The organism is Lacrimispora struthionigena, assembly GCF_048627165.1.
Classification (GTDB): domain Bacteria; phylum Bacillota; class Clostridia; order Lachnospirales; family Lachnospiraceae; genus Lacrimispora.
On the sequence record NZ_JBMBWP010000002.1, the window covers coordinates 18,274 to 43,209 of the forward strand.

Annotated in this window: 26 protein-coding genes; 18 read left to right on the top strand and 8 right to left on the bottom strand. The window is 38.2% G+C overall.

The genetic code is table 11. The features are described from left to right. Nucleotides 1-74: 74 nt before the first annotated feature. The 8 genes from ACOAOT_RS08925 to ACOAOT_RS08960 all read left to right on the top strand — a co-directional run bounded on the left by ACOAOT_RS08925 (nt 75) and on the right by ACOAOT_RS08960 (nt 8,755). Nucleotides 75-434: a GntR family transcriptional regulator gene (locus ACOAOT_RS08925; protein WP_420216695.1), complete on the top strand. Its 360-nt coding sequence runs from the start codon at nt 75-77 to the stop codon at nt 432-434. Nucleotides 435-463: 29 nt separating this feature from the next. Then, a complete protein-coding gene (locus ACOAOT_RS08930) occupies nt 464-1,162 on the top strand; it encodes an ABC transporter ATP-binding protein (protein ID WP_104436260.1) in 699 nt (232 codons plus the stop codon). Then, nucleotides 1,156-1,956, top strand: coding sequence for a hypothetical protein (locus tag ACOAOT_RS08935; protein ID WP_420216696.1), 801 nt, complete (start codon nt 1,156-1,158; stop codon nt 1,954-1,956). Before ACOAOT_RS08930 ends, ACOAOT_RS08935 begins: the two co-directional genes overlap by 7 nt. A 235-nt stretch (nt 1,957-2,191) precedes the next feature. Further along, the gene (locus ACOAOT_RS08940; RefSeq protein WP_420216697.1) at nt 2,192-4,057 is read left to right on the top strand and encodes a TIGR03960 family B12-binding radical SAM protein; all 1,866 of its coding nucleotides are present in this window, start codon (nt 2,192-2,194) and stop codon (nt 4,055-4,057) included. Next, the gene (locus ACOAOT_RS08945; protein ID WP_420216698.1) at nt 4,041-4,751 is read left to right on the top strand and encodes a TIGR03936 family radical SAM-associated protein; all 711 of its coding nucleotides are present in this window, start codon (nt 4,041-4,043) and stop codon (nt 4,749-4,751) included. The genes ACOAOT_RS08940 and ACOAOT_RS08945 overlap by 17 nt, the downstream gene beginning before the upstream one ends. Next, nucleotides 4,744-5,943 carry a ribonuclease E/G gene (locus ACOAOT_RS08950; RefSeq protein WP_420216699.1) on the top strand — a complete coding sequence of 400 codons (1,200 nt, stop codon included), beginning with the start codon at nt 4,744-4,746 and terminating at the stop codon, nt 5,941-5,943. Before ACOAOT_RS08945 ends, ACOAOT_RS08950 begins: the two co-directional genes overlap by 8 nt. Then, a complete protein-coding gene (trkA, locus tag ACOAOT_RS08955; protein WP_420216700.1) occupies nt 5,940-7,295 on the top strand; it encodes a Trk system potassium transporter TrkA in 1,356 nt (451 codons plus the stop codon). Before ACOAOT_RS08950 ends, trkA begins: the two co-directional genes overlap by 4 nt. Nucleotides 7,296-7,312: 17 nt before the next feature. Next, complete coding sequence (locus tag ACOAOT_RS08960) at nt 7,313-8,755, top strand: TrkH family potassium uptake protein (protein ID WP_420216701.1); 1,443 nt, start codon at nt 7,313-7,315, stop codon at nt 8,753-8,755. A 57-nt stretch (nt 8,756-8,812) separates the two neighbouring features. Here ACOAOT_RS08960 and ACOAOT_RS08965 read toward each other — a convergent pair whose 3' ends face one another. Next, complete coding sequence (locus tag ACOAOT_RS08965; protein WP_420216702.1) at nt 8,813-10,009, bottom strand: MFS transporter; 1,197 nt, start codon at nt 10,007-10,009, stop codon at nt 8,813-8,815. 230 nt (nt 10,010-10,239) lie between these two features. Between ACOAOT_RS08965 and rplU the strand changes: the two genes are divergently transcribed. The 8 genes from rplU (at nt 10,240) to rsfS (ending at nt 14,497) form a co-directional block, all read left to right on the top strand. After that, complete coding sequence (rplU, locus tag ACOAOT_RS08970; RefSeq protein ID WP_025233053.1) at nt 10,240-10,548, top strand: 50S ribosomal protein L21; 309 nt, start codon at nt 10,240-10,242, stop codon at nt 10,546-10,548. A 2-nt stretch (nt 10,549-10,550) separates the two neighbouring features. Further along, entirely contained in the window at nt 10,551-10,889 is a 339-nt protein-coding gene (locus ACOAOT_RS08975) for a ribosomal-processing cysteine protease Prp (RefSeq protein ID WP_420216703.1), read from the top strand. A 3-nt stretch (nt 10,890-10,892) separates the two neighbouring features. Next, on the top strand, nt 10,893-11,183 hold the full coding sequence (gene rpmA, locus ACOAOT_RS08980; protein WP_104436269.1) for a 50S ribosomal protein L27: 291 nt from the start codon (nt 10,893-10,895) through the stop codon (nt 11,181-11,183). 116 nt (nt 11,184-11,299) lie between these two features. Next, nucleotides 11,300-12,583 carry a GTPase ObgE gene (obgE, locus tag ACOAOT_RS08985; RefSeq protein ID WP_420216704.1) on the top strand — a complete coding sequence of 428 codons (1,284 nt, stop codon included), beginning with the start codon at nt 11,300-11,302 and terminating at the stop codon, nt 12,581-12,583. 13 nt (nt 12,584-12,596) lie between these two features. Continuing rightward, nucleotides 12,597-12,893, top strand: coding sequence for a ribosome assembly RNA-binding protein YhbY (gene yhbY / locus ACOAOT_RS08990; protein WP_420216705.1), 297 nt, complete (start codon nt 12,597-12,599; stop codon nt 12,891-12,893). Between the two features lie 34 nt (nt 12,894-12,927). Continuing rightward, complete coding sequence (nadD, locus tag ACOAOT_RS08995; protein ID WP_420216706.1) at nt 12,928-13,548, top strand: nicotinate-nucleotide adenylyltransferase; 621 nt, start codon at nt 12,928-12,930, stop codon at nt 13,546-13,548. Beyond that, on the top strand, nt 13,545-14,141 hold the full coding sequence (yqeK, locus tag ACOAOT_RS09000; RefSeq protein WP_420216707.1) for a bis(5'-nucleosyl)-tetraphosphatase (symmetrical) YqeK: 597 nt from the start codon (nt 13,545-13,547) through the stop codon (nt 14,139-14,141). The genes nadD and yqeK overlap by 4 nt, the downstream gene beginning before the upstream one ends. Then, on the top strand, nt 14,138-14,497 hold the full coding sequence (rsfS, locus tag ACOAOT_RS09005) for a ribosome silencing factor (protein WP_104436274.1): 360 nt from the start codon (nt 14,138-14,140) through the stop codon (nt 14,495-14,497). Before yqeK ends, rsfS begins: the two co-directional genes overlap by 4 nt. Before the next feature lie 112 nt (nt 14,498-14,609). Here the strand turns inward: rsfS and lexA are convergent, their stop codons facing one another. Beyond that, nucleotides 14,610-15,230 carry a transcriptional repressor LexA gene (lexA, locus tag ACOAOT_RS09010; RefSeq protein ID WP_349674158.1) on the bottom strand — a complete coding sequence of 207 codons (621 nt, stop codon included), beginning with the start codon at nt 15,228-15,230 and terminating at the stop codon, nt 14,610-14,612. 171 nt (nt 15,231-15,401) lie between these two features. Here lexA and yneA point away from each other — a divergent pair, with 171 nt between their 5' ends. Together yneA and ACOAOT_RS09020 are read left to right on the top strand one after the other, a co-directional pair. Further along, nucleotides 15,402-15,704, top strand: a complete 303-nt coding sequence (gene yneA, locus ACOAOT_RS09015) for a cell division suppressor protein YneA (RefSeq protein ID WP_420216708.1) — start codon at nt 15,402-15,404, stop codon at nt 15,702-15,704. A gap of 171 nt (nt 15,705-15,875) precedes the next feature. Then, entirely contained in the window at nt 15,876-16,643 is a 768-nt protein-coding gene (locus ACOAOT_RS09020) for an EFR1 family ferrodoxin (RefSeq protein WP_420216709.1), read from the top strand. Nucleotides 16,644-16,763: 120 nt separating this feature from the next. Here ACOAOT_RS09020 and ACOAOT_RS09025 read toward each other — a convergent pair whose 3' ends face one another. From ACOAOT_RS09025 to ACOAOT_RS09050, 6 genes are all read right to left on the bottom strand, one after another. Next, nucleotides 16,764-17,819 (bottom strand): tyrosine-type recombinase/integrase, encoded by a 1,056-nt coding sequence (locus ACOAOT_RS09025; protein ID WP_420216710.1) that lies wholly within the window; start codon nt 17,817-17,819, stop codon nt 16,764-16,766. 606 nt (nt 17,820-18,425) lie between these two features. After that, entirely contained in the window at nt 18,426-18,890 is a 465-nt protein-coding gene (locus ACOAOT_RS09030) for a histidine phosphatase family protein (RefSeq protein WP_420216711.1), read from the bottom strand. A gap of 43 nt (nt 18,891-18,933) precedes the next feature. Further along, nucleotides 18,934-19,347, bottom strand: a complete 414-nt coding sequence (locus tag ACOAOT_RS09035; RefSeq protein ID WP_420216712.1) for a VOC family protein — start codon at nt 19,345-19,347, stop codon at nt 18,934-18,936. A 410-nt stretch (nt 19,348-19,757) separates the two neighbouring features. Further along, a complete protein-coding gene (locus ACOAOT_RS09040; RefSeq protein ID WP_420216713.1) occupies nt 19,758-20,231 on the bottom strand; it encodes a hypothetical protein in 474 nt (157 codons plus the stop codon). A gap of 105 nt (nt 20,232-20,336) precedes the next feature. Beyond that, nucleotides 20,337-23,780 (bottom strand): phage tail family protein, encoded by a 3,444-nt coding sequence (locus tag ACOAOT_RS09045; RefSeq protein ID WP_420216714.1) that lies wholly within the window; start codon nt 23,778-23,780, stop codon nt 20,337-20,339. Between the two features lie 45 nt (nt 23,781-23,825). Then, a complete protein-coding gene (locus ACOAOT_RS09050) occupies nt 23,826-24,863 on the bottom strand; it encodes a hypothetical protein (protein ID WP_420216715.1) in 1,038 nt (345 codons plus the stop codon). Nucleotides 24,864-24,936 lie beyond the last annotated feature (73 nt).

A 24,936-nucleotide genomic window follows, 5' to 3' on the forward strand; every position in this document is an offset into this window, starting at 1 on the left:
TAAATTTCATAGCTGTATTATTGTATTAAGTCATTAGTACAGTAATACAATTTGACCAGGAGGAGGAATAAAGAATGTCATGGGAACTTAAGAATGACCGCCCTATCTATATTCAATTAATTGAGCAGATTCATTTTCGGATCATATCCGGAGAATACAAATCCGGTTCCAAGCTTCCTAGTGTCAGGGATTTAGCTGCTGAAGCTTCTGTTAATCCCAATACGATGCAAAAAGCACTTTCAGAACTGGAGCACAGCGGATTGCTTGTCACCAATCGAACCAGTGGGCGTTTTATTACGGAGGATCAGTCAATGATACAAAAAATGAAGCTGGATCTGGCAAAAGAACAGCTGGAGAACTTTATGGAACAATTAAAAAAACTGGGTTTCAGCGATGAAGAGGTTAAAACATTTATCCTGGAATCGATACAGTAAATCAAATTCATATATGGGAGGTAATCAGTATGAATCCATTACTTGAATGCAATGCGTTAAGCAAACGCTATGGTAATGTAACTGCTTTATCAGATATCAATCTGACATTAGAACGAGGTAAAATCGTAGGTCTTTTAGGACCCAACGGAAGTGGAAAAACCACATTAATCAAGCTTATTAACGGATTACTGGTTCCGTCAAAGGGCCAGCTTTTAATCAATGGCACAGCACCTGGAACAGAGACAAAAAAAGTAGTGTCCTATCTGCCGGATAAGACTTACTTAAACAACTGGATGAAAGTGAAAGATCTGCTTAATTTCTTTGAAGATTTTTATTATAATTTTGATAAGAAACGTGCCTATGACATGTTGGAAAAACTTCATATTAATCCCAATGATTCTTTAAAGACTATGTCTAAAGGTACAAAAGAGAAAGTACAGCTGATTCTTGTTATGAGCCGCAATGCTGATCTGTATGTTCTGGATGAGCCAATCGGCGGTGTAGACCCTGCCTCCAGAGACTATATTCTGGATACCATTATCAGCAATTATAATGAAAATTCAACCGTCCTCATTTCTACTCATCTGATTGCAGATGTTGAAAATGTACTGGATGAAGTGATTTTCATTCAAAATGGACGCATCAACCTTCAGTCATCAGTGGATGATATCCGTATGAAAGAAGGCAAATCTGTTGATGCATATTTCAGGGAGGTATATAAATGTTAGGAAAATTAATTAAACACGAACTAAAGGCAACAGCGCGCTATTTTTTACCCTTGTTTTTAATTGCAATTGTGCTGACGCCAATTACCAGATTTACACTCTGGATCGGAAATTACCCTAAGATTTTACAATTCATCCCAACTGTTATTGTTTTTGTATACGTAGCTTCCCTGATTATGGTTGCAAGTGCAAGTATACTGTTGATTATTTATCGTTTTTATAAAAGCATGGTAACTGACGAAGGGTATTTAATGCATACTCTCCCGGTTTCTTCGGAAAGCCACATATTATCCAAGCTGACCGTGGCAAGTATATGGACCGTCAGCAGCTGGTGTGTTATATTTATCTCAATATTCGGTATGTTTTTTACACCAGATCGTTTATCCCTGTTAATCGATAAACTTTCATATGCCTGGTTCTATTTTAATACCACAGTAAACAGTTCACTGGTGGCCCTGCTTATTATAGAAATTATTTTTATAGTATTACTGGGGATATTTACAGCACCTCTGATTTACTATGCTTCAATCGCCATTGGTCAGGTAATCAGCAAGAATAAAATATTAGGTTCCATAATCGGATTCTTTATTATCCAGGTTGTTTCACAGATTATAAGTGTTATTTTAATGGTACCGGTTGGTTTTTATGGTGACAGGGTCAGTGATTCGGCAAACTCCATGCTATCCTTTTTTGTGAATTTCTTTTTCCCAGTAACCATACTTCTGGCTGTCTTCACTCAGATAATCCTTTTCGGGATTACCGATTATATTTTCAAGAAAAAACTTAATCTGGAATAGTATGGGGCGTTGATTCTTATTGGGGATCAACGCCTTCTTTCTGTCAGATATGGCGCAGGATGTCAGATTTTGTTCCAATTTCTGCAGTTTTAGCAAATAGTGTTGCTTAATCCTATAAAGTATTTTATAATTAAACTTTGTGGTGATTGTTGATTTTTTCTTTTTTACACATGCTATTCCAATCACACAGAATTAATAATAATGTGCATCTGGCACAATTCAAAAAGGAATAATTATGAAAAAATTAGCTTTATCTGATGAAATACTATTAAGTATTGAAAAGCCTGCCCGATACATTGGGAATGAAGTCAATATGGTAAGAAAGGACACTGATTCCGTAGACATCCGTTTTGGTATGTGTTTCCCTGATGTTTATGAAATTGGAATGTCTCATCTTGGAATGCAGATTTTATATGATATGTTTAACAGAAGAGAGGATATCTACTGTGAACGTATTTTTTCTCCATGGACCGATTTAGATAAGATCATGAGAGAAAAAAAGATCCCTCTTTTTGCATTGGAATCACAGGATCCTATTAAGGAATTTGACTTTATTGGAATCACACTTCAATATGAAATGTGTTATACAAATATTCTGCAGATCCTTGATCTTGGTCAGATTCCCCTTCATGCCAGCGAAAGACAGGAGAGCGACCCGATTATAATCGGTGGCGGTCCCTGTGCCTATAATCCTGAGCCTCTTGCAGAGTTTTTCGATATGTTCTATATTGGAGAGGGAGAAACCGTTTATTTCGAACTGATGGACCGCTATAAGGAGAATAAGAAAAAGGGAGGAAGCCGGAGAGAATTTCTTGAGATGGCTGCTGAGATCGAAGGAATCTATGTTCCTTCTTTTTATGATGTATTCTACCATGAAGATGGTACAATCAAAAGCATGACTCCCAACAATCCCCATGCAAAGGCAACTGTAACGAAACAGCTGGTTGTTCATATGGATGATGCTACCTACATTGAAAAACCGGTTGTTCCATTTATAAAAGCAACACAGGACCGAGTTGTTTTAGAGATTCAAAGAGGCTGCATCCGTGGCTGCCGCTTCTGCCAGGCAGGCAACGTCTACCGGCCGATGCGGGAACACAGCCTGGAATATTTAAAAGATTATGCATATAAGCTGCTAAAGAATACCGGTCACGAAGAAATTTCCTTAAGTTCCTTAAGCTCCAGCGATTACAGTGAACTGGAAGGAATCGTTACGTTCCTCATCGATGAATTCAAGGGGAAGGGCGTGAACGTTTCCCTTCCATCTCTTCGAATTGATGCATTTTCTCTGGATGTTATGAGTAAAGTCCAGGATATCCGTAAGAGCAGTCTGACCTTTGCACCAGAAGCAGGCTCTCAGAGACTTCGTGATGTAATTAACAAAGGACTGACTGAGGAAATTATTCTAAAAGGTGCAAGCGAAGCATTCCAGGGCGGCTGGAACCGGGTTAAGCTTTATTTCATGCTTGGGCTTCCTACAGAAACCGTAGAAGATATGGAAGGAATCGCAGAACTTTCGGAAAAAGTGGCAGAAGTCTATTATGAGATCCCCAAGGACCAGCGAAACGGAAAAGTACAGGTCATTGCCAGTTCTTCTTTCTTTGTGCCGAAGCCGTTCACACCGTTTCAGTGGGCAAGAATGAGCACCAAGGATGAGTTTTTACAGAAAGCTTATCTTGTGAAAGATAAATTCCGCACCATGCTGAATCAGAAGAGCTTAAAGTACAATTATCACGAGGCTGATTTAACCGTACTGGAAGGTGTTCTTGCAAGAGGTGACAGAAAGATATCGGCCCTCATCGAAGAGGTTTATAAAAATGGTGCTCTCTATGATTCATGGTCTGAGCACTTTAAAAATGATGTGTGGATGAAAGCCTTTGAAACCTGTGGGCTGGATCCCGATTTCTATACAATAAGGGAAAGAAGCTTAGATGAAACATTCCCCTGGGACTTTATTAATGCCGGAGTTTCCAAAGAATTTTTAAAGAGAGAATGGCAAAATGCCATTGGAGAGAAAGTCACCCCCAACTGCCGCATGCAGTGTATTGGCTGTGGTGCCAAGAGCTTTAAAGGAGGTGTCTGCTATGAAAATCAGAATTAAATTTACCAAACAGGGGCCAGTTAAATTTATCGGTCATCTTGACGTAATGCGTTATTTCCAGAAAGCCATGAGAAGAGCGGACGTGGATATTAAATACAGCGAAGGCTTCAGCCCTCATCAGGTCATGTCATTTGCAGCACCGCTTGGAGTCGGTCTTACCAGCAACGGGGAATACATGGATATAGAAGTTCATTCCATGTCAGACTGTGACACCCTGATGAAGCAGTTAAATGATGTGATGGCAGAAGGTATTTGTGTTACGGAATGCCACCGGTTAAATGATAATGCCAAAAATGCCATGTCTCTGGTTGCTGCCGCTGACTACACAGTCACTTTCCGGGAAGGAAAAGAGCCAGAAGATATAAAAGGATTTTTTGACGGTCTTCTTAAGTTTATAGATCAGGATCACATACTGATTGTGAAAAAATCAAAAAAGGGAGAGAGAGAAGTAGATTTAAAAAATTACATCTACCAGCTTTCTGTCTCCGATCATAAAATTTTTATGAAAATATCAGCAGGAAGTGCAGATAATTTAAAACCCGAACTGGTAATGGAAGCTTACGACCAGTGGAGAGGGGAAGCCAGTCCTGAATTTGCATATTGTATCCAGAGAGAAGAAGTTTACGGGAATACAGGTGATGAAGCAAATCCTGTTCTTGTCCCTCTGGGTCTCATAGGAGAATCCGTTGAATAAATTGATCATTACCAGATGGAATGGGTGTATTATCACTCTTTTACAGTCAGGGAGGGAAACCCTGCAAATTGATATTGAGCCGGAAGAAAGTCATTCATTCTTAGGAAACATCTATATTGGCAAAGTAAATAACATTGTGAAAAATATCAATGCTGCATTTGTGGACATTGGGAACGGGCAGATGGGTTATTTAAGTCTTGGTGACTCATCTGTTCATTTTGCCGATGGCCGTATGTCTGACGGGAAACTCCGTCAGGGAGATGAAATTGTTGTTCAGGTGGAGCGGGATGCGGTAAAGACCAAAGCTCCGGTTCTCACAGGGAATTTAAATATTACCGGCAGATACTTTGTTCTCACTTCTGGAAAGAAACAGATCGGTTTTTCATCCAAAATCCAGGATTTAGGTTGGAAACAGCAAATGAAGGAATATCTGGAGGGTGAAAAAGAGGATTGGGGTATCATTGTCAGGACCAATGCTTACAGCGCTCCCATGGAATCCTTAAAAGAGGAACTTCATCTGTTAAAAGGACGTTTATCTGATATCCTTACCCATGCGGGACACAGGACCTGCTACAGCTTGCTCTACGGTTCTGCGCCCTCCTATTTAAGTGGCTTGCGTGACAGCTTTCAGTCTTCTCTGGAGTCGGTGGTAACAGATGAACAGGATATTTATGACGCAATAAAAGAATATTTAAGTGAACACCAGCAGGAAGATCTCCATCTGCTGACTTATTATGAAGATTCACTGCTTCCTCTTAAAAAGCTGTACCGGATTGAGAAAACCATGAGTGAAGCTCTTGGAAAAAAGGTCTGGATGAAATCCGGAGGATATTTAGTCATTGAACCCACAGAAGCTTTAGTGGTGATTGATGTAAATACCGGTAAATATTCAGGTAAAAAGGCACTTAGGGAAACCATCATGAAAATCAATCTGGAAGCCGCTGAGGAAATCGGACACCAGATCAGACTTCGAAATCTATCGGGTATTATTGTGATCGATTTTATTGATATGGAACGGGAAGAAGATAAAAAGTTTCTTTTAAAACGACTGGAAGAAATTGTCTCAAGAGATCCCGTTAAAACTACAGTAGTTGAGATAACTAAATTAAATCTGGTTGAAATTACAAGAAAAAAAATAAGAAAGCCCCTTTGCGAGCAGGCGTTACAGATGAAGGAGAAGATTTCACTATGAAAATCATAATAGTGGGTTGTGGTAAAGTTGGGTCAACCCTGGCAGAGCAGTTAAACAAAGAACACCATGATATCGTCATTATCGATAAAAATGCCAGTGTGGTAAATTCCATTTCGGAAAGAATCGATGTCATGGGTGTTGTTGGAAATGGTGCAGTAAATAAGGTACAGATGGATGCGGGGATCGAAGATACAGATCTTTTAATAGCAACAACGAATTCAGACGAACTGAATATGCTGTGCTGCCTGATTGCAAAAAAAGCAGGTAACTGCCATACAATTGCCAGAATCCGAAACCCTGAATATGATTCCCAGATCAGCTACATCCGTGAGGAATTAGGTCTTTCCCTGGCCATTAATCCTGAAATGGCGGCTGCCATGGAAATTGCAAGACTGCTGCGTTTCCCTTCTGCAATTAAGATTGATACGTTTGCAAAAGGAAAAAAAGAAATCTTAAAATTCATTGTTCCTGAACATTCTGTTCTTAATAATATGAAAGTCAGGGATGTTCTGGTAAGACTAAAGTGCAATGTCCTGATCTGTGCCATTGAGCACAATGCAGATGTTATTATACCAGGAGGAGACTCCATAATTAGTGCAGGTGATAAGATTTCTTTCATTGCATCTCCTGTTGAATCCAATGAATTCTTTAAACAGGTTGGAATTGACAACAATGTTATTAAAACTGCAATGCTGGTAGGCGGAGGTAAAATTACTTATTACGTAGCTAAACTGCTGGAAAATACAAAAATCAAGGTGAAGATTCTGGAACAGAATGCAGAACGTTGTAACGAACTCAGTGAATTGCTTCCAAGAGCCATGGTAATAAATGGCGACGCCTCTGACCAGGAACTGCTTTTGCAGGAGGGGATTGGCCAGACTGATGCATTTGCATCTCTCACCGGCTTTGATGAAGAAAATATTATGCTGTCCCTTTATGCAGCCAGCCAGTCGAAGGCCAAGCTGATCACTAAAATAAACAGGATTGCATTCGAAAATGTCATAGATTCCATGAATCTGGGAAGTATTATTTATCCGAAACTGATCACTGCAGAAACCATTTTACAGTATGTCCGCGCCATGCAGAATTCCATGGGAAGCAATGTGGAAACACTTTATAAGATTGTGGCGGACCGGGCGGAAGCGTTGGAATTTAAAGTGGTTAATGAACCATGCATTGTAGGAATTCCACTGGAAAAGCTGGAATTAAAAGATAATCTTCTGGTAGCTTATATCATGCGCAAAGGACGTTTTATCAGTCCACGCGGAAAGGACACCTTAGAAGAGGGGGACAGGGTCATCGTTGTTACAACGATAACCGGACTGAATGATTTGAAAGATATACTAAGGTAGGAAAAGGCGATAGAGTAATGAATAAAAAAATTATCATTTATGTTTTGGGCTGGATCTTAAACATAGAAGCAGTATTTATGCTTCCCCCCTGTGTGGTTGCATTGATTTACAAAGAGATAAGCGGCATCTGGTTCCTTGCAGTAGCTGTGGTATGTGGTGGAATTGGATTGTTATGTACCCGCAGGAAACCGGCTAATATGGTATTTTTTGCAAAAGAAGGTTTTGTCTCAGTAGCGTTAAGTTGGATCGTTCTCAGTTTTTTTGGGGCGCTTCCATTTTATTTCAGTAAAGAAATCCCAGTATTTGAAGATGCCATGTTTGAAGTCATATCCGGTTTTACCACAACTGGTGCAAGCATCCTTCCTGATGTGGAATCACTTTCCAAATGCATGCTATTCTGGCGCAGTTTCACCCACTGGATCGGAGGAATGGGGGTTCTTGTATTTATTTTATCCATTCTGCCCCTGGCCGGTGGTTACAATATGTATATTATGAAAGCAGAAAGCCCGGGACCCTCCGTAGGTAAACTGGTTCCAAGAGTGAGGACTACTGCTAAGATTCTATATGGTATTTACCTGTTTATGACGGCGCTGGAAGTGGTACTCCTTATGATTGGGGGGATGTCATTGTTCGACTCCCTGACGATCAGTTTTGGTACAGCCGGTACTGGTGGATTTGGTATTAAAAATAATAGTATGGCATTCTATGACAGCTACTATTTACAGGGCATTGTCACTGTATTTATGATTCTTTTCGGTGTGAATTTTAATGTATATTATCTTTTTTTAACACGTCATCCAAAAGAAGCCTTGTTCAGTGAAGAGGCGAGAGCTTATTTAGGGATCATCGGCGTCTCCATATTGTTAATTACAATCAACATTCATCGGGGTTTTGGAAGTGTCTTTGCTGCATTCCATCATGCTGCATTCCAGGTGGGTTCCATCATTACAACCACCGGTTACTCTACGGTTGATTTTGATTTATGGCCTGAATTTTCCAAGGGAATTCTGGTAGTACTTATGTTTATCGGAGCCTGTGCCGGCAGTACGGGCGGAGGTATTAAAGTATCAAGAGTTGTTGTATTATTAAAAGCTGTTAAAAAAGAGCTGGATTCTCTCCTTCACCCAAGAAGCGTAAAAGTTTTAAAGCTGGAGGGCAAACCGGTAGAGCATCAGGTAATGAGATCAATTAATACGTTTCTTGGTGCCTACATCGTTATTTTTATCTTTTCCGTATTAATTGTCAGTCTGGATAATTTTGACTTTACCACAAATTTTACTGCGATTGCGGCAACTTTTAATAATATTGGCCCAGGATTGGCAGGTGCCGGTCCCGCCAAAAACTTTTCTCTGTTTTCACCGTTATCCAAGTATGTCATGATGTTTGATATGCTGGCAGGACGATTGGAGATATTCCCTATGCTTCTTTTATTTGCACCATCTACATGGAAGAAGAGCTAAGTAGAAAAAGCCCCCGGAGTTTTCTCCGGGGGCTTAACAATTTTATAAAAGCGCAAATCAGGCTTTCTTTTTCTGGTGCCAGATCTTAAAATTAACTGCCGAAAGAACGATTACAAATATCACGTTGAAAACCAGGATGCTGATCGCAGCAACGATTCCCACACGGTCAGCCACACCGCCTACAAGCTGAGGCGTTATGATTCCTCCCATAGCAGATATAGCTGTGAGAAGAGACATTCCCAGGGTAGAACCCTGAATCAGAGGTCCGGCATTGGCGATACAGGTAGGATAAATACCGGAAAGAAAGAAACCAAGTCCAAGGAGAGAAGCAGTAACCAGAGGTAAGCTGTTAACTTTTATTAATATAAAAAAGCAGACAGCACTGCCAATGGAGTTAATCAGTAATATAGTGCTTCTATGTACTTTCTTAGACATGGCGGCACACAGTAACCGTCCACCCATAATAACAAGCCAGGTTAGTGAAACGAGAGTTGTGGCAAATTCCGCACTCATAACGCCTGTATTCTGAAGATAAGTGACAAACCACCCATTAATGCAATTTTCTACTCCAAGATAGAAGAACAAAATAAAAGCTATGCAGTAAAATGCAAAGGAACGAAGAAATCCTTTGTTTCCAGCCGCTGAACTTTTGGTCCTGCTTTTCCTTTCTTCGATTTCTTTCTGAGCCTGGTTTATTAAATTATAATTCATGGTTCCATATGAAATTGCGGATATAATAGTAAGAACTACAATCATATAGAGTGTCACCCGCCATCCAAATCCCAGTTTCATCATCATTGCTGTAAGTAAAGGAGCAAGGAATGCGCCGATTGCAAACGTACAGTGAAGAATGTTAAGCTTTCCTGTGGCAGAATCTCCATAAATATCATTGACTGCCGCATTGTTTAAAATTGTAATGCATCCTCTGGTAAAGCCGTAGAGCAGCATAACTGCGTACATGACTGGAAGAGGAGGTAAAAGACTTAAAACCATGAGAGACGTTGGCACAAAAAGTGTAACCAGAGTGATAGCCCTCTTTTTTCCCATAACAGGAACCATAACAGGAAAAATAAAGCTGGATGACAGGTTGCCGATTGCCATGACTGATAATAGTCCTCCAGCTGCAAGAAAGCTGATTCCAGCTTCTTTAATAATGGATGGAAGTATGGCTCCTATAACTAAAACAGCCATACCGCTGACAGCATATCCGTAGCAGCAACGGATAAATACTGAATTTCTTGGATCTGATTTCATTGGTATTACCCCCTTTTATGATCAAACATTGACCATTATACTAAGAGAAATGGAAAAATACAAGGAGAAGTCATAAAACCCCCGTTTTTTCTAATAAATTTCCAGAAAAAATTATTGACATAACCGTTAAGGAATGCTATATTTATAAAGTATGCCGCACAATGAGGTTAAAAAGTTTCTGATTTTTCAGAGCACCATAGTTGGCGAGTAATGATAATAGGAGGTGCCATATGTACGCGATTATTGCAACAGGTGGTAAGCAGTACAAAGTAGCGGAAGGCGATATCATTAAAGTTGAAAAGCTTGGTGTTGACGCTGGTGAAGCTGTCACATTTGACCAGGTTCTTGTTGTAAACAATGGTGAATTAGCAGTAGGCTGCCCGACCGTAGCAGGTGCTACCGTAACAGGTACAGTTGTTAAAGAAGGCAAAGCTAAAAAAGTTATTGTTTACAAGTATAAGAGAAAATCTGGATACCATAAGAAGAATGGTCACAGACAGTCTTATACTCAGGTTAAGATCGAAAAGATCAACGCTTAATCATGATAAGAGTAACCGTATTTGTTGATTCAGAACAACGTTATACAGGAATTGATATGTTAGGACATGCAGGGTTGGCTGATGATCATCAGGATGGACAAGAGCTTGTCTGTTCCGCTGTTTCAGCTCTGACTTTTAATATGGCTAACAGTGTGGAGCAATTCACAGAGGATTCTTTCGAAGTAAACCAGGAAGAAAAGACAGGATCTTTTCAGTTTCGGTTTACATCTGACATAAGTTTTGGGTCGCAGCTCCTAATGAATTCTCTGGTATTCGGATTACAGGATATTGAGGAAGAATATGGAGAACCATATATTAAAATCCGATTTAAGGAGGTGTAAGTGATGTTAAAGATGAACCTTCAATTTTTCGCTCATAAAAAGGGTGTTGGTTCTACAAAGAACGGCAGAGATTCCGAGTCTAAGAGATTAGGTGCCAAAAGAGCTGATGGACAGTTCGTATTAGCTGGCAACATTCTTTACAGACAGCGTGGAACTCACATTCATCCAGGCATCAACGTAGGCCGCGGCGGTGATGATACATTATTCGCTTTAGTGGATGGCGTTGTGAAATTTGAGAGAAAAGGCAGAGACAAAAAGCAGGTTTCTGTTTATCCAAAAGCAATTAACGAATAATTGGACCGGCTTCATACCTTGACGTATGGAGCCGTTTTTTACGATACGCCCATTAATCTGAACATAGAATAATGGGATTCCGTTTTTTTATCACAAGAAAGGAAACAGGTGAATGAATGTTTGCCGATAGAGCAAAAATATATATAAGATCCGGAAAAGGCGGCGATGGTCATGTCAGCTTCCGGAGAGAACTTTACGTTCCCTGCGGCGGTCCTGATGGCGGCGATGGCGGCCGGGGCGGTAATATTATTTTTGAAGTGGATGAAGGGCTTAATACTTTAAGTGACTTCAGACACATTCACAAGTATACTGCACAGGACGGAGAACCAGGCGGAAAGCGCCGGTGTCACGGAAAAGACGGCGGAGACTTAATCATAAAAGTACCGGAAGGAACTGTTTTAAAGGATTTTGAATCCGGAAAAGTAATTGCTGATATGTCAGGAGATAATCGCCGTGAAGTTATTTTAAAAGGCGGCAGAGGCGGACAGGGCAATATGAACTTTGCAACCCCTACCATGCAGGCACCGAAATACGCACAGCCTGGACAGCCTTCTCAGGAACTCTGGGTGCAGATGGAATTAAAAGTAATTGCCGATGTAGGACTGGTAGGATTTCCCAATGTAGGAAAATCAACTCTTTTATCACGTGTCAGCAATGCAAGACCTAAAATTGCCAACTATCATTTTACTACTTTAAATCCCCATCTTGGAGTAGTTGATATCGATGGAGGAAAAGGCTTTGTCATGGCAGATATCCCTGGTCTGATTGAAGGTGCTTCTGAAGGGGTAGGACTTGGACATGATTTCCTTCGCCATATTGAGCGGACAAGAGTACTGGTTCATGTTGTAGATTCTGCTTCCACAGAAGGAAGGGATCCCATTGCCGATATCAAAGCCATTAATAAAGAGCTGGAGGCCTATAATCCTGAATTAATCAAACGTCCCCAAATTATAGCTGCCAATAAGATTGATGCCATTTATGAAGATGGTGAGAGTCCAATCGATAAGCTGAAAGCTGAATTTGAACCTCAGGGTATTAAAGTTTACCCCATCTCTGCAGTAAGCGGCCAGGGCGTTAAGGAGCTGCTTTATGCAGTATATGAACTTCTAAAAACCGTTAATTTAAGTCCTTTGATCTTTGAAAAAGAATTCGACTTAAAGAGTCTGTCAGGCATAATGCTGCCTTATTCAGTAGAAGTAACGGAAGACGGAGTTTATGTGGTAGAAGGTCCCCGTATTGAAAAGATGCTTGGTTATACAAATCTGGAATCAGAAAAGGGCTTTACTTTCTTCCAGAAGTTCTTAAAAGACAACGGTATATTGGAAGAACTGGAAAATGCTGGCATTCAGGAAGGCGATACGGTCCGCATGTATGGTCTTGAATTTGACTATTACAAGTAACAAGGAGAATAATATGACAAGTAAGCAGAGATCCTATTTAAAAGGATTAGCGATGAATATAGATCCAATCTTTCAGATTGGCAAATCCAGCCTGACTCCAGAGATCACAAATGCGATCGCAGAGGCTTTAGAAGCAAGAGAATTAATTAAAATAACCATTTTAAAAAATTGTTCCGATGATGGTAACAGTATTGCTTCTATTTTGTCTGAACGGACACGTTCTGAAGTAGTTCAGGTCATCGGAAGAAAAATCGTCCTTTATAAACAGGCGAAAGACGAAACAAAGAGAAAAATTGCTCTTCCTAAATAACAGGTCTTATCATTAGGCCAGGGAGTCGATAATTATGGGTAATATAGGGATTATGGGCGGAACATTCGATCCGATCCACAATGGTCATCTGATGCTTGGAGAACAGGCTTATAAAGAATACCAGCTGGATGAGGTATGGTTTATGCCATCCGGGCATCCACCTCACAAAAAAAATCAGAATATAACCGATCCGGACATCCGCCTTACGATGACACAACTTGCCATTGAAGGTAAAACCGGTCTGGTAAGCTCTGATTTTGAGGTCAGAAGAAACGGAAGTACCTATACCGCTCAGACCTTAAGATTGCTGCGGAAAGTTTATCCACAGCATCAATACTTTTTTATCATTGGAGCTGATTCGCTTTATGAAATTGAAAACTGGTATGAACCGGATCAGGTTCTGTCTCAAGCCGTAATATTAGCCGCTCGGCGGGAATATGAAGATGCGCGCCTTTCCATGGAACAGCAGATTGCCTACCTGAGCACCAGGTATAAGGCAGATATCCGCATTCTTCATTGTAAAGAGATGGATATTTCCTCCGCCATGCTGCGGGAACGAATTGCAGGCGGTCTTTCTGTTTCAGAGTATGTACCCTCTAAGGTACTGACATATATTAAAGATCAAGGCTTGTATCAGGAGAAGGATAAAGCATGATAGATGTTATAATGGAATTGAGAAATGATTTAAAGGAAAAATTGAACCCTTTAAGATTTGAACACACATTAAGTGTATCTTTTATCTGTACCGCATTGGCCATGCGATACGGTTGTAATTTAGATCAGGCAGAGCTTGCAGGTCTGCTTCACGATTGTGCAAAGCATTACGGAAACGAAGAAATTATTAAAAAATGCCGAAAACAGGATATTCAATTAACTGATGATGAACTTAAGGCCCCAGTCGTGCTTCATGCCAAATACGGGGCATGGCTGGCGGAGAATAAATATAATGTAACTGACCAGGAGGTTTTAAGTGCCATTCGGTGGCATACAACAGGAAGACCCCAAATGTCCCTGCTTGAAAAAATCGTTTTTACGGCAGATTATATTGAACCCAGGCGGGAGCGTGCGCCTGATCTGCTTCATATTCGTTCTCTTGCATTTACAGATTTGGATGAATGTGTTTATCAGATTCTTAAGAATACTCTTGAATATCTGGAAAGCAAAGGAAGTTTTGTGGATTCTGTTTCTAACCAGGCATATGCTTATTATAAACAGGTTCACAATGAAAAGAAGGGAGAAACAAGATGAATCAATCCATGGATATGGTAAAAACAGCTTATGCGGCTTTATCGGATAAAAAAGGTGAGGATGTCAGCGTTATTGACATTCGCAACGTATCAGTTCTTGCTGATTACTTTATTATTGCCAGCGGTACTAACTCAAACCAGGTACAGGCAATGGTAGACAACGTGGAAGAGGAACTGGGTAAAAAGGGATATGTATGCAAGCAGGTAGAAGGCTATCAGACTGCCAATTGGATTCTCATGGACTATGGCGATATCATCGTGCATGTCTTTGATAAAGAAAACCGTCTTTTCTATGATCTGGAACGAATCTGGAGAGATGGAAAGACAATCTCAGTGGAAGATTTAGATGTAAAATAGATCTGAATATAATTAAATTAAAAATCAACGGCTTAACAAATATTGTGAGCCGTTTTTTTTAGGCTTAAAGTTAACATAAAATAATTATGTTAACTTTAAGCCTAATTACTTCTTAATGAATCCCTAAACGAAACAAACCAATTACTTTACCAAGAATCTCCACATGATCGACTATAATAGGATCCATGGTATCATTCTCAGGCTGAAGACGATAATGTCCGTTCTCTTTAAAAAAGCGCTTTACCGTAGCGGAATCATCTACCAGTGCTACAACGATCTCCCCATTCTGGGCAGTGGAACAGTGCTCGACAATAATCTGATCCCCTTCTAATATACCTGAATTGATCATGGAATTGCCCCTTACCTTTAACATGAAAGTCTCTGCATTGGGCAACAGATCAGAGGGAATAGGATAGTAATTTTCAATATTCTCTTCTGCATATAAAGGCTGTCCCGCAGCAACTGTTCCAAGTATAGGAACGTTCACGACTTCCCGGCGGGTAAGGTTAAAGCAGTCATCAATAATCTCAATGGTACGGGGCTTGGTCGGATCCCTTCTTATATATCCTTTTTCCTCAAGTGTTTCCAGATGAGAGTGTACAGAAGATGTGGATTTAAGATGGACCGCTTCACAGATCTCCCTGACTGCAGGCGGATATCCCTTCCTCAAAATAGTCTCTTTTATATATTCTAAAATTTCCTGCTGTTTGGGTGTAATTTTTTCTTGCGCCATATCACAGCCTCCTCATTCCTATTCATTAAAACTATAGTAACATATGTTCGGTAAAAATGCAAACCTTTGTTCGAAAAAATGCAAAACAGATTGACAAACATATGTTCTTAGTGATATGATAAATCCAGAAAAAGGAACGTATGTTCTTGTGTTTGAGGAGGTATGCATAATATGAAACAGTTGATCATGTTGGCCCTGGCAGTCATGTTGGGAGCTTATTTTTGCGGACATTCCCTTATGAATTCATTGGCAGGTGAGGTTGGAACACCGCTCATGGAGAAGTATTATACCAGTATAGAGATTAAGAACGGAGACAGTCTCTGGAGCATTGCAGATCAGTATGTGGAAAACAGCGGAATGTCCACTGCCCAATATGTACAGGAATTAAGAAGTATGAATAAATTAAGGGAAGATACCATTCATTCCGGCCAGTATCTGACGGTAGCATATTTTGTACAGAGCCAGGATCAGTAACCTGGCTCCGTACCGATCCGGTATTTCCGCTTAATGGATGACTTGAATTTATGTCTCGCAGCTGATATTATTAGCTTAAGAAACAATCATTGCTGAAACAGGGGTAACTTAATTATGAAGTCCCAGCCTTTCTAAGCAAGCTGCCATTCTATCACAGGGGGGAGATTGATTATGAATGTCTTAATTCTTTACTTTAGTGGAACAGGGAATACAAAAGCAGTTGCAGAGGAGTTTAATCATGCTTTAATATTAAGGGATTATTCAGTCGAAATTCATTCAATAGAAGAGAAGTTCAATCCCGCATCATATCCATATGATTTTTTGATCGTAGGCTTTCCTAAATATTATGAATATCCTGTACTTTATGCCTTGGATTATTTAAATCACAATCTGAAAAAGAGGGGGCAGGTCATTCCAACCCTGGCGTATTGCACACAGTCAGGACATTCCTTAACCGACTTTTCAGGATTAGAACGATTATTAAGGAAAAAGAATCACCGCCTGATTACATCTAAGAGTTTTCCTTATGCCAACAATCTTTTGATTTTTTCTATGTTTGGTTCAACCACTCCGGAGGTTTTAAAGGAAAATAAAAGGATTTTAAAGTCACAGATTGATCCGCTGTTAGATGGTTTTTTTCTTGGAAAAGAGTGCAAAGAGAGGGTAGCCTGGTCCAGAAGGGTCTTATATCATATTACTGCAGTGGTATTTACAAAATTAATGCCTATTGCAGGTATGAAATATTCATCTTCAGAAGAATGTATCGGTTGTAAAATATGTGCCTGCAATTGTCCCAGAAAGAATATAAAGATGGTCCAGAACAAACCTGTATTTGGCCGAAAGTGTATATTTTGTATGCGATGCATTAATTTATGTCCGGTAAATGCAATTTTGTATAAAGGAAATAAGTGTGCACAGTATCTGGAAAAAGGGGATTGAAATACGTTAACTTTTATAGAGCGGAGAGTACATCAATAGTTAAAAATATTACACTCCCCATCTTGCCATTCTATAAGGAATAGTGGTGAGGAGTGTGATTTTAGTTTCTATTTCTTTTATTTATTCTTCCCGTAATTTCACTTTATTTCTGGCACTACGACGACGTTCGTCTTCTAATGCAGCATAATGCTTCTTTGTAGTATTTACATCTGAATGCCCCAGAACATCCGCCACCAAATAGATATCACCAGTTTCTTTGTAAAGTGAGGTACCATAGGTACTGCGAAGCTTATGAGGAGTAATCTTTTTTAAAGGAGTCACCAGCCTGGAATATTTCTTTACAAGATTCTCAACGCTGCGTACGGCAATTCTTTTTTTCTGCATGGAGAGAAAGAGAGCATTTTCACTACCTTCTTCGGCGATCATCTGATTACGTTCTTCCAGGTAATCCAGGAGAGCATCCTCTACTTCAGTTCCGAAGTAGACCGTAACTTCTTTTCCACCTTTTCTATGTATCCGTATTCCACCATTTTTAAAATCAATATCATTAAGATCCAGGCCTACACATTCAGATACCCGAATTCCAGTGCCAAGTAAAAGTGTTAATAGTGCCAAATCCCGAATCTTGGTTTTCTCGTGATAGGCCTTTTGTTTCTCTGTTAAAGACTCACCTTTTTCTACTTCATCAAGCAATAAAGCAACCTCATCAACGTCCAAACGTATAATTTCTTTTTCATGCAGCTTTGGCAGCTGAATTAAAGCTGCAGGATTGTTTTGAAGTCGTTCATTGCGGTAATAATAATTATAGAAGCTTTTCAAAGAGGAGATTTTCCGCATAATTCCCCGTTCTTTATTGGTTACTTCCTGATTTCTATCATTAAACCGGTATTTTAAATACTCCATATATTCCTCTATATCAACAACCCTGAGGGTGTTTAAAAAATCTAATGGAATTTCTTTCATATCAACCTTGCCAATAACCGGATTTTCTTTCTGCAGGAAGTCAAAAAACACCTTTAAATCGTAAGCATAGGCGATCCTGGTGCGGGAAGATGTACGTGGCTCAATGCCCCGAAAGAAATCACCGCAGAAACGAGGAAGCTCTTTGATCAGCTCACGTAGATGCTTTACATTTTCAATATCTTTTTGCTGATGGTAGGAGAGTGTAGCTTTCATGAAATCACCTCTTGTTCATTAAATAAGATCTTAATTTTGTTTTCACAGAGTTTATGTAGAAACAAGCATAACTTATAAAATCTGAATATAATCATTATAACATATAGACCGCATTTACAGTTGAAAACATATAGCAGCAGCGATGTAAATGCAGCGATGTAAATGCAGCGATGTAGTAAATAAGATAATATAGGAATTGAAGCTTTACATTGGTATGTATTAATTATATATATTGATTTCTATATAACTATGCGTTAAACTAGACTTTCGCGAATAGTTTGATCAGTCACATACTATTATATCATGATTCCAACATCTTTACTATTTATTTACTGATGTACTGCTGTTTAAAAATATAACTGCTGATAACCGAAAAAAAATTTACTACTGTTTTGACGCTTTTCCATAAGATACTATCAGTATAGCAAACTGGCATTATCATAGTCCAATGACATAATGAAATTTGCTACTGAACCTCAACTATTTGATTCAATCTGATGATCTTCCAAAGTTTATTTTCGGCGTCATAATAAAGCTCCATAATGCCACAATAATCAAATTTGAATTGATTTCTTTTATATACAGGTATCCCAAGTATATGACAAGCTAATACCTGATATAGCCCTCATGGCTGAACAACAATACATCCTGTCCATATTTAAGTATATCATCAAATAATTCTTTTTGCCGTGCCTTAACCTCTTCACCGGTTTCTCCATCTGGAAATCTAACATCTTTAGAATAACTGAAAAAGTCTGTCCAAAACTCAGGATATCGCTTTTTTATTTCATTATCACTTAAAGATTCAATTATACCATTGTCTATTTCATTCAGCCGCCTATCCTCTATGGGAGTTATATTCTTCAATTCGGCCACATATTTTGCAGTCTGCTTTGTACGCAGATATTCACTGGTATAAATTTGGGTAATACTTATATCTTTAAAATAAGTACATAATATTTTTGCTTTTGCTTCACCTGATTCGCTTAACGGCTCATCCTGATGTTTAAGATATTCGTTAAAATAATCACCTTCTGCTTTATCACCGTGTCTGACTACGTAAACCTTCATTCTTCAACTCTCCTTTCGCAAAAAGTCCATTGAAATTTCACAATTAAAAGTCACACATCAGCTCCCATTTAACTCCAAAGCGATCCTTTACAGTACCAATTAATAACATGTATGGTGGTCTTTCAAGTGGCCTTATTACCTCTCCCCCATCACTAAGTACTGAAAAGGCCTTTTCAACTTCTTCTGCTGTATCAAACCCAATAATATGAATCACTTTCCTGGTAAGTTCCACTTCCGCTTCATCGGATAGATCATTCATCCTTACCTCCTGTTCGCCAAACATAATCTCAGAATGATACACCAATGATTCCTTTGCTTCATCTGGCCGTTCCCAGCCATTTTTCACGGCATCGGAATAATGTAATAAATTCCTTATCGTACAGCCAAAAGCTTTCTTGTATTCCTCCAAGGCTTCCTCTGTCTCTCCTGAAAAGCATAATTTCTGTATAAATTTCATATAGATACTCCTTTGTTTTAAATTGGTCTCTCCTACTCTCCGTTCGAAGTTATCCGGTACACATATGTCTTAAGAGGTGGCTTGGGCTCATTTTTGTCATATTGATATTTGTCCGTAGAAAGCACATAGAAATCACCTGTTTTACTTATCCAGGTTTGTCAGATCATTCCTTTAAACAGGTGTCTGGAAGCGTAGCAGTTTGGACAGTTTTTTGCGCCCGCTTAGGTGTTTCTGTATAATTCAGATTTTCTGGTAATATCGCCAGCCAGTCCTCAGCTACGTGACATAATGTATCAACTGGCGCCAACTGATGTGTCCCGCTACTTTAGAATAAAAAAATGGGACTATTCGTTACCATAGATTTCTCTACTTTACCAATAGTCCCGTCACAAAATAAATATTTATAAAATTTATTTCTTATCTTCAAACACTACCCAAAGTGGGAAATCATAAATTTCATTCCAATTACTATCCCTAAATGTGAATCCAAAATACAATGGCTCTTTGGATAAGTCTTCAATATCGCCATCTAAAAATGGAACGTAGCTGACGCGGCCATTCTCAAGACCCGTCATTAAATCGCCTGCATATTCATGATTTAAATTATAAACAGTTGAAGTTATGGATACTGCATTTGTATCAGTTGTCACAACATCAAAAAAACGATACTTATTCTCAGCATTTTTTTCTGGTTTTTGAACAACGATTACTGTTGTGGTCTGTCCATTAATAGTCATGTCTCTTGCTTCAATAAAGCCTGGTACCATAATCTGATATCTTTCATCTCCCCAGTTAACAGCCTGGTCTTCTGCAGCGCTTGCAGGTATAATCATCAAACCAGCAAGTATAATTGTTGCAAATATAGCTCTTAAAAACCCCTTCATACATGAAACCTCCTTTTTTTTCCATAATATCATAATAAATCCTTCATTACAATTTTTTTTATAAATATGAATAAATATTCCCCTATTAGGTTAATGTTCGTAATGTTACCAAGTAATTCCTCTAACCCAATTATAATTATTTAATGTATGTTTTTCTTCATATCCGAAAATGCCACTGTAAGCCAGAGCAATTCCCGAACCCCCAAAGCAATCAATTGCTACACCTATATAGCCAGATATACTTTCTGTTGCAATTAGTAGTGATTTTAAGAAGCAAAATTTAGATGTTTCAACAATACTTGGTATAAAATTTGTTAAATGCGCAGATGCACCACTAGATTCATTCCCTATTCTTGCACAGATGGACTCAGCTAAATGTCCAACACCATATATAACAGTCAGCACCCGCCCGAATTCAGAAAAATCAGTATATCTACCAGATACATAAGTAATAATGTAATCCATGGATAGCCCCATCCAGCAATATGACCAGCATACAATATCAACGTCTACCGGTTTATCAGCAAACCAAAATGGAGAACAGCATATCTGCCATATGGTTTCGGACAGGCAGCAAAGAATTGATAAAGGATCAATCGTAATCTTTTGCACGTTCTCTACTTGTTCCAGTGTTGGCTTGGGAATACCCAAATAATCACCAAGAGCAGTTAAATAATAGAAACTAAATGAAGATATACCACTTATTGCATTTAATGCATTCTGAGATTTTTGAGGTACTGCTTTTACGTAATTACCTCCCATAAACAGCTGCTTAAATGAAATATCTCTTTTAAATTTTTCCAGCGCATCATCATTAGGCATTAGATTTTCATGAAAAGCAACTCTGCAGTATCCAGAGACTGGTAACGCAAGAATCAATGAAATAAGATCAGAAAATGTCAATTCATCTTTCGATATATATTTATATAAATCTGACAGAAATGGTATCTTTATTCTGGCATTTATCAGACTACGGATGCTGTTTAATATAATGCGGATACCTGTAAATACTAATTGGATCACATTACAGATTATATCACCAGCAAATTGCATGACACCTTCCAGCGTTTTTAATATACCAGCCATTAGTTTACCAAATATATTCTTTTTGTCTTTAGTGATACTTGAGAAATAATCCGATGCTTCTTGAAATGCCTTTCTTGACTGCATATTTTCAGAGTTTTTTATTAATTCATCAAATATATCTTGTATGTTTTGTGCTGATTCTGCAGAATATTCAATTGAATCAATCATTTCTAATTGATTTATATTGCCCAGGCATCGATCCATTAAAAAATTATTACTAATCTGGACCTCAAGTTCTTCATTGTCTTTAGGTTTTTTTAGAATACTTCCTACCGATTCATCAGATACCAGCTGCGCAATATAGGTAAAATAGTCATGTAATTTAGACTGCAATTCCTGAACTTTCTCTGTTAACAATGCAGATAAAGCAACTGAGGAATAATCTAAGTACGAAAAGGCCTGATCCAGTGTATAAGATATTGCTTTTTTATAACGTAGAATTGTATCCCAGTTTACGATATCGCCAATCCACTGAAATATATCATTAAAAAAGACCCCAACTTTTCTCAGAATGATCTGAGCCATTTCTAAAGCCTGCTCTGCTATATTAATAATTTCATTGAAAACGTACTTTATACCATCTACAATAAATTCAGCCGCAAGTTTTATAGCATTAAGTATTTTTTGACCAACTATTACAACTGTATCTACAACTTTCTTACCAATTTTTTTAATAAAATCACCAATTCTTCCAAAGAAAGATTTAGCGCTGTTATCATAACCGAATTGTAATGTTTCAAAATAAGCATTTGTTTCTTCAGCTGATATATCTGAATATGAAATATTACCGTGATCTAATATGATCCTCCAGCCATCTGGCTGAGCATCGCATTGAAAATAACTGGCTTCTTGTAACATATTTTCATCACATAAAAATAATTGACTGTTAAAATTGCTACTCTCTGCGGAATTTGTTAAGTGTGTAAATTTCTGTAAAGATTTTGATAAATCTTCTGCAGTTTTGTATTGACGATGCTGATCATCAAGCAGATAAGTTCCATCACTTTTTTTTGCATCAAGTAATTGTTCCGGTGTAATATATTCCAATTGTTTTTTTACTACAACAGATGGCTTCATTACATATGTTTTGCCTAATGGCATCAAAGAAGGAACATTAATTACCAACGCACTGGAAGCCAATTCCAAAGTAGGTTGAAAAACCTTTATTTTTCCATTGCTATCAGTAGAAATTTGTATTTTGTTTTGTAAACTCAATAGATAAAAAATATCATTAATCTTAGCCCTGCTAATGTCATTCGACCATAAATTCACTGACAAGTTGGGGTATGGAATTCCCTGATCATCCTGAAATATAAATTCGGTTGAGTAGCCAGACAGTGACTGCATATAGGTTTCTTTTGGTATGGTAATTTCTTCTTCATTCCAAAGGCTTGTCAGGAAACCATAAGATATTTTCATTATTTTCTTATGGTCGGTAAAAGAAATATATGCCTCTAAATCTATAGGATTATTTTTTACAAAAGAAATACTCTCAACCTGTTCAAAACCAAGATCATTTAATGTAGAATAATAATATATAGAGTCATTCTTGTTATAACGAATACGGCAATGCATCAGATTTTTCTTATCGCTTAATGCTAATACATGGATCTCACGTTGATAAGACTCATACGGATTGATATAGACAATTGTCTGTAAATCCGTAATTGAATCTGTATAATCGATTATATTAACTGCAGCAGTTAGCGTAGCCGGATTTTGTTCTATATATGCAAATATATAACCAGATGCTGTTTTCCCAGATGCGAACAGGCATGAGTGCTGCTCATCAAACTGAGCTGATGCCATTAGTGAAGGAGAAATATTATCTGATATTGTATAGTTTAACCATTTTCCCTGGGAAAACTGAAATTCCGATATATGCTTATCCCATACTGTAAAACGTAATGTTTCTTGTGTTTTTCCCTGAAAAACACCACAAGGATTAACAAATCCATTGGGCAGCTGCTTAAACACAGGTACATTTTCTAGCCACAGCCCATAAATCAAATAATATAAATTATTTGATTTGCAATGTGCTATGATACCAGCAGCAAACCCTTGTTCAAGAGGTTGAATCAAAATAGAATAAATTTTATCTGTATCTGTAGGGAGAGGCATGGAGATTGGGATTTCCCTTAAAAATTTTCTACTACCAACAGTTTCTTCCTGAACGCAAAACAGTTCCTCAGACCTGGTATATAAAAGGATTAAACGCCCATCTCCTGCTTTTCCAACGCAAAGGTTGCTTCCGTGATAGGGAAGAATGCGTTTTGTGAAACCAGTATCTGAATTTTGATCCGTTGTAATTTCAGTGAAATTTTCGTAGCCGTTACTAAAATAGGTAATTTCGTTATCAGATTCCGGCGAAAAAGATGTCAATTTCCCAGAACTTTGACAAAAAGATGAAATCTGAAATTCTTCCATAAACTTGGTATTTGTTTTGATAACAAGATTATTCATTTACCTTCATGCCTCTCAATCAATATGAACTTGTTCTAATAATACTTATTTTGTCATAATTCCAGAATATCCACCAATTTTTAATAGCCTTGTAATAGTAGAATGATCTGATCCCAGTTTATCCATTTGTTTTTCATATGCCGGATCTAAAAGTCCTTTATTCTCCGCTAATGCAATTTCCGATTTACTTAAAACATACTGAAGGTCAATGTCAACACCGCTGCCAACAGGAACTGAAATTGAATTTGGATTATATATATAAACAACTACAAGTCCACGAAAACCGGGTTTTAATCGATTCTTACTAAAGAATCCAAGTTCATCATCTTTTTTTATTTCCATTCGAGGTATTGAAATTGGATTTCCATCAGAATCTGCCGCGCTGCAGGTTAATTCAATCTCACAGCCTTTTAATTTAACAGGTACAGCACAAGTCTGATAATAATCATTTTCATCCTCAACATTTTCAGGTATATCCAGGACATATTCAAAACTGGCAACGGGTACATCTCTATTTAGCATAGTAACATTCCGTTGAGTCCAACGTAAGTTATTTCGTATCAAATCAGCCATGTCTATCGAACGATTTAAGTTCGGAAGAGGATTTGGATCAACATCAGATGTTAATCTCGCAATTAAGCAATAATGATCATTTGTTGGAGGATAGGCTGGAGCTCTCCAAATAAAAGGATGTTCCACAACACCTATATCTTTTGATGGGACATTTACAATTGTATTACAGAATTGGGTTTGACTTAGATCAATCGGGATTTTATTATCTTTCCATTTAGACGGCCATTGAATACAAGAAGCCTCAGAGTAATACAAGAATGCATCAGTAGATGACGTATTTTCTGTATTGTTTGTGGTTCTCAAATATATATAATTTTCCATTTTGGGTGAAATTCCATAGTCTACATCTGATGCATAACTATCTGGTGATTTCAACTCTTTTTGATAATCAGCTATAGGTCTTGTTCCAGCAATGCAGATATCTGGCGATAAATATGTGGGACCAGCAGCTGGAATCATACCTATACTTGCCAGATTAGGGCGCAGATAAAAATTATTAAAACTTCCCATGTTATCTCCTTTCAATTTTGAAATAAAACTATAATAATCATTGGTAGCACCCTTTTTATTATATTATAAATTT

Excerpts from the sequence above, each read along its gene's own strand:
- yqeK (WP_420216707.1), top strand. The coding sequence starts at position 13,545 with ATGATAGATGTTATAATGGAATTGAGAAATGATTTAAAGGAAAAATTG.
- ACOAOT_RS09035 (WP_420216712.1), bottom strand. The coding sequence starts at position 19,347 with ATGAAATTTATACAGAAATTATGCTTTTCAGGAGAGACAGAGGAAGCC.
- rsfS (WP_104436274.1), top strand. The coding sequence starts at position 14,138 with ATGAATCAATCCATGGATATGGTAAAAACAGCTTATGCGGCTTTATCG.
- ACOAOT_RS08975 (WP_420216703.1), top strand. The coding sequence starts at position 10,551 with ATGATAAGAGTAACCGTATTTGTTGATTCAGAACAACGTTATACAGGA.
- ACOAOT_RS08935 (WP_420216696.1), top strand. The coding sequence starts at position 1,156 with ATGTTAGGAAAATTAATTAAACACGAACTAAAGGCAACAGCGCGCTAT.
- ACOAOT_RS08965 (WP_420216702.1), bottom strand. The coding sequence starts at position 10,009 with ATGAAATCAGATCCAAGAAATTCAGTATTTATCCGTTGCTGCTACGGA.
- ACOAOT_RS08925 (WP_420216695.1), top strand. The coding sequence starts at position 75 with ATGTCATGGGAACTTAAGAATGACCGCCCTATCTATATTCAATTAATT.
- ACOAOT_RS09030 (WP_420216711.1), bottom strand. The coding sequence starts at position 18,890 with ATGAAGGTTTACGTAGTCAGACACGGTGATAAAGCAGAAGGTGATTAT.
- ACOAOT_RS08940 (WP_420216697.1), top strand. The coding sequence starts at position 2,192 with ATGAAAAAATTAGCTTTATCTGATGAAATACTATTAAGTATTGAAAAG.
- ACOAOT_RS08930 (WP_104436260.1), top strand. The coding sequence starts at position 464 with ATGAATCCATTACTTGAATGCAATGCGTTAAGCAAACGCTATGGTAAT.
- rpmA (WP_104436269.1), top strand. The coding sequence starts at position 10,893 with ATGTTAAAGATGAACCTTCAATTTTTCGCTCATAAAAAGGGTGTTGGT.
- ACOAOT_RS08945 (WP_420216698.1), top strand. The coding sequence starts at position 4,041 with ATGAAAATCAGAATTAAATTTACCAAACAGGGGCCAGTTAAATTTATC.
- nadD (WP_420216706.1), top strand. The coding sequence starts at position 12,928 with ATGGGTAATATAGGGATTATGGGCGGAACATTCGATCCGATCCACAAT.
- obgE (WP_420216704.1), top strand. The coding sequence starts at position 11,300 with ATGTTTGCCGATAGAGCAAAAATATATATAAGATCCGGAAAAGGCGGC.
- ACOAOT_RS09020 (WP_420216709.1), top strand. The coding sequence starts at position 15,876 with ATGAATGTCTTAATTCTTTACTTTAGTGGAACAGGGAATACAAAAGCA.
- ACOAOT_RS09045 (WP_420216714.1), bottom strand. The coding sequence starts at position 23,780 with ATGAATAATCTTGTTATCAAAACAAATACCAAGTTTATGGAAGAATTT.
- trkA (WP_420216700.1), top strand. The coding sequence starts at position 5,940 with ATGAAAATCATAATAGTGGGTTGTGGTAAAGTTGGGTCAACCCTGGCA.
- yhbY (WP_420216705.1), top strand. The coding sequence starts at position 12,597 with ATGACAAGTAAGCAGAGATCCTATTTAAAAGGATTAGCGATGAATATA.
- ACOAOT_RS09050 (WP_420216715.1), bottom strand. The coding sequence starts at position 24,863 with ATGGGAAGTTTTAATAATTTTTATCTGCGCCCTAATCTGGCAAGTATA.
- rplU (WP_025233053.1), top strand. The coding sequence starts at position 10,240 with ATGTACGCGATTATTGCAACAGGTGGTAAGCAGTACAAAGTAGCGGAA.
- ACOAOT_RS09025 (WP_420216710.1), bottom strand. The coding sequence starts at position 17,819 with ATGAAAGCTACACTCTCCTACCATCAGCAAAAAGATATTGAAAATGTA.
- yneA (WP_420216708.1), top strand. The coding sequence starts at position 15,402 with ATGAAACAGTTGATCATGTTGGCCCTGGCAGTCATGTTGGGAGCTTAT.
- ACOAOT_RS08960 (WP_420216701.1), top strand. The coding sequence starts at position 7,313 with ATGAATAAAAAAATTATCATTTATGTTTTGGGCTGGATCTTAAACATA.
- ACOAOT_RS09040 (WP_420216713.1), bottom strand. The coding sequence starts at position 20,231 with ATGAAGGGGTTTTTAAGAGCTATATTTGCAACAATTATACTTGCTGGT.
- lexA (WP_349674158.1), bottom strand. The coding sequence starts at position 15,230 with ATGGCGCAAGAAAAAATTACACCCAAACAGCAGGAAATTTTAGAATAT.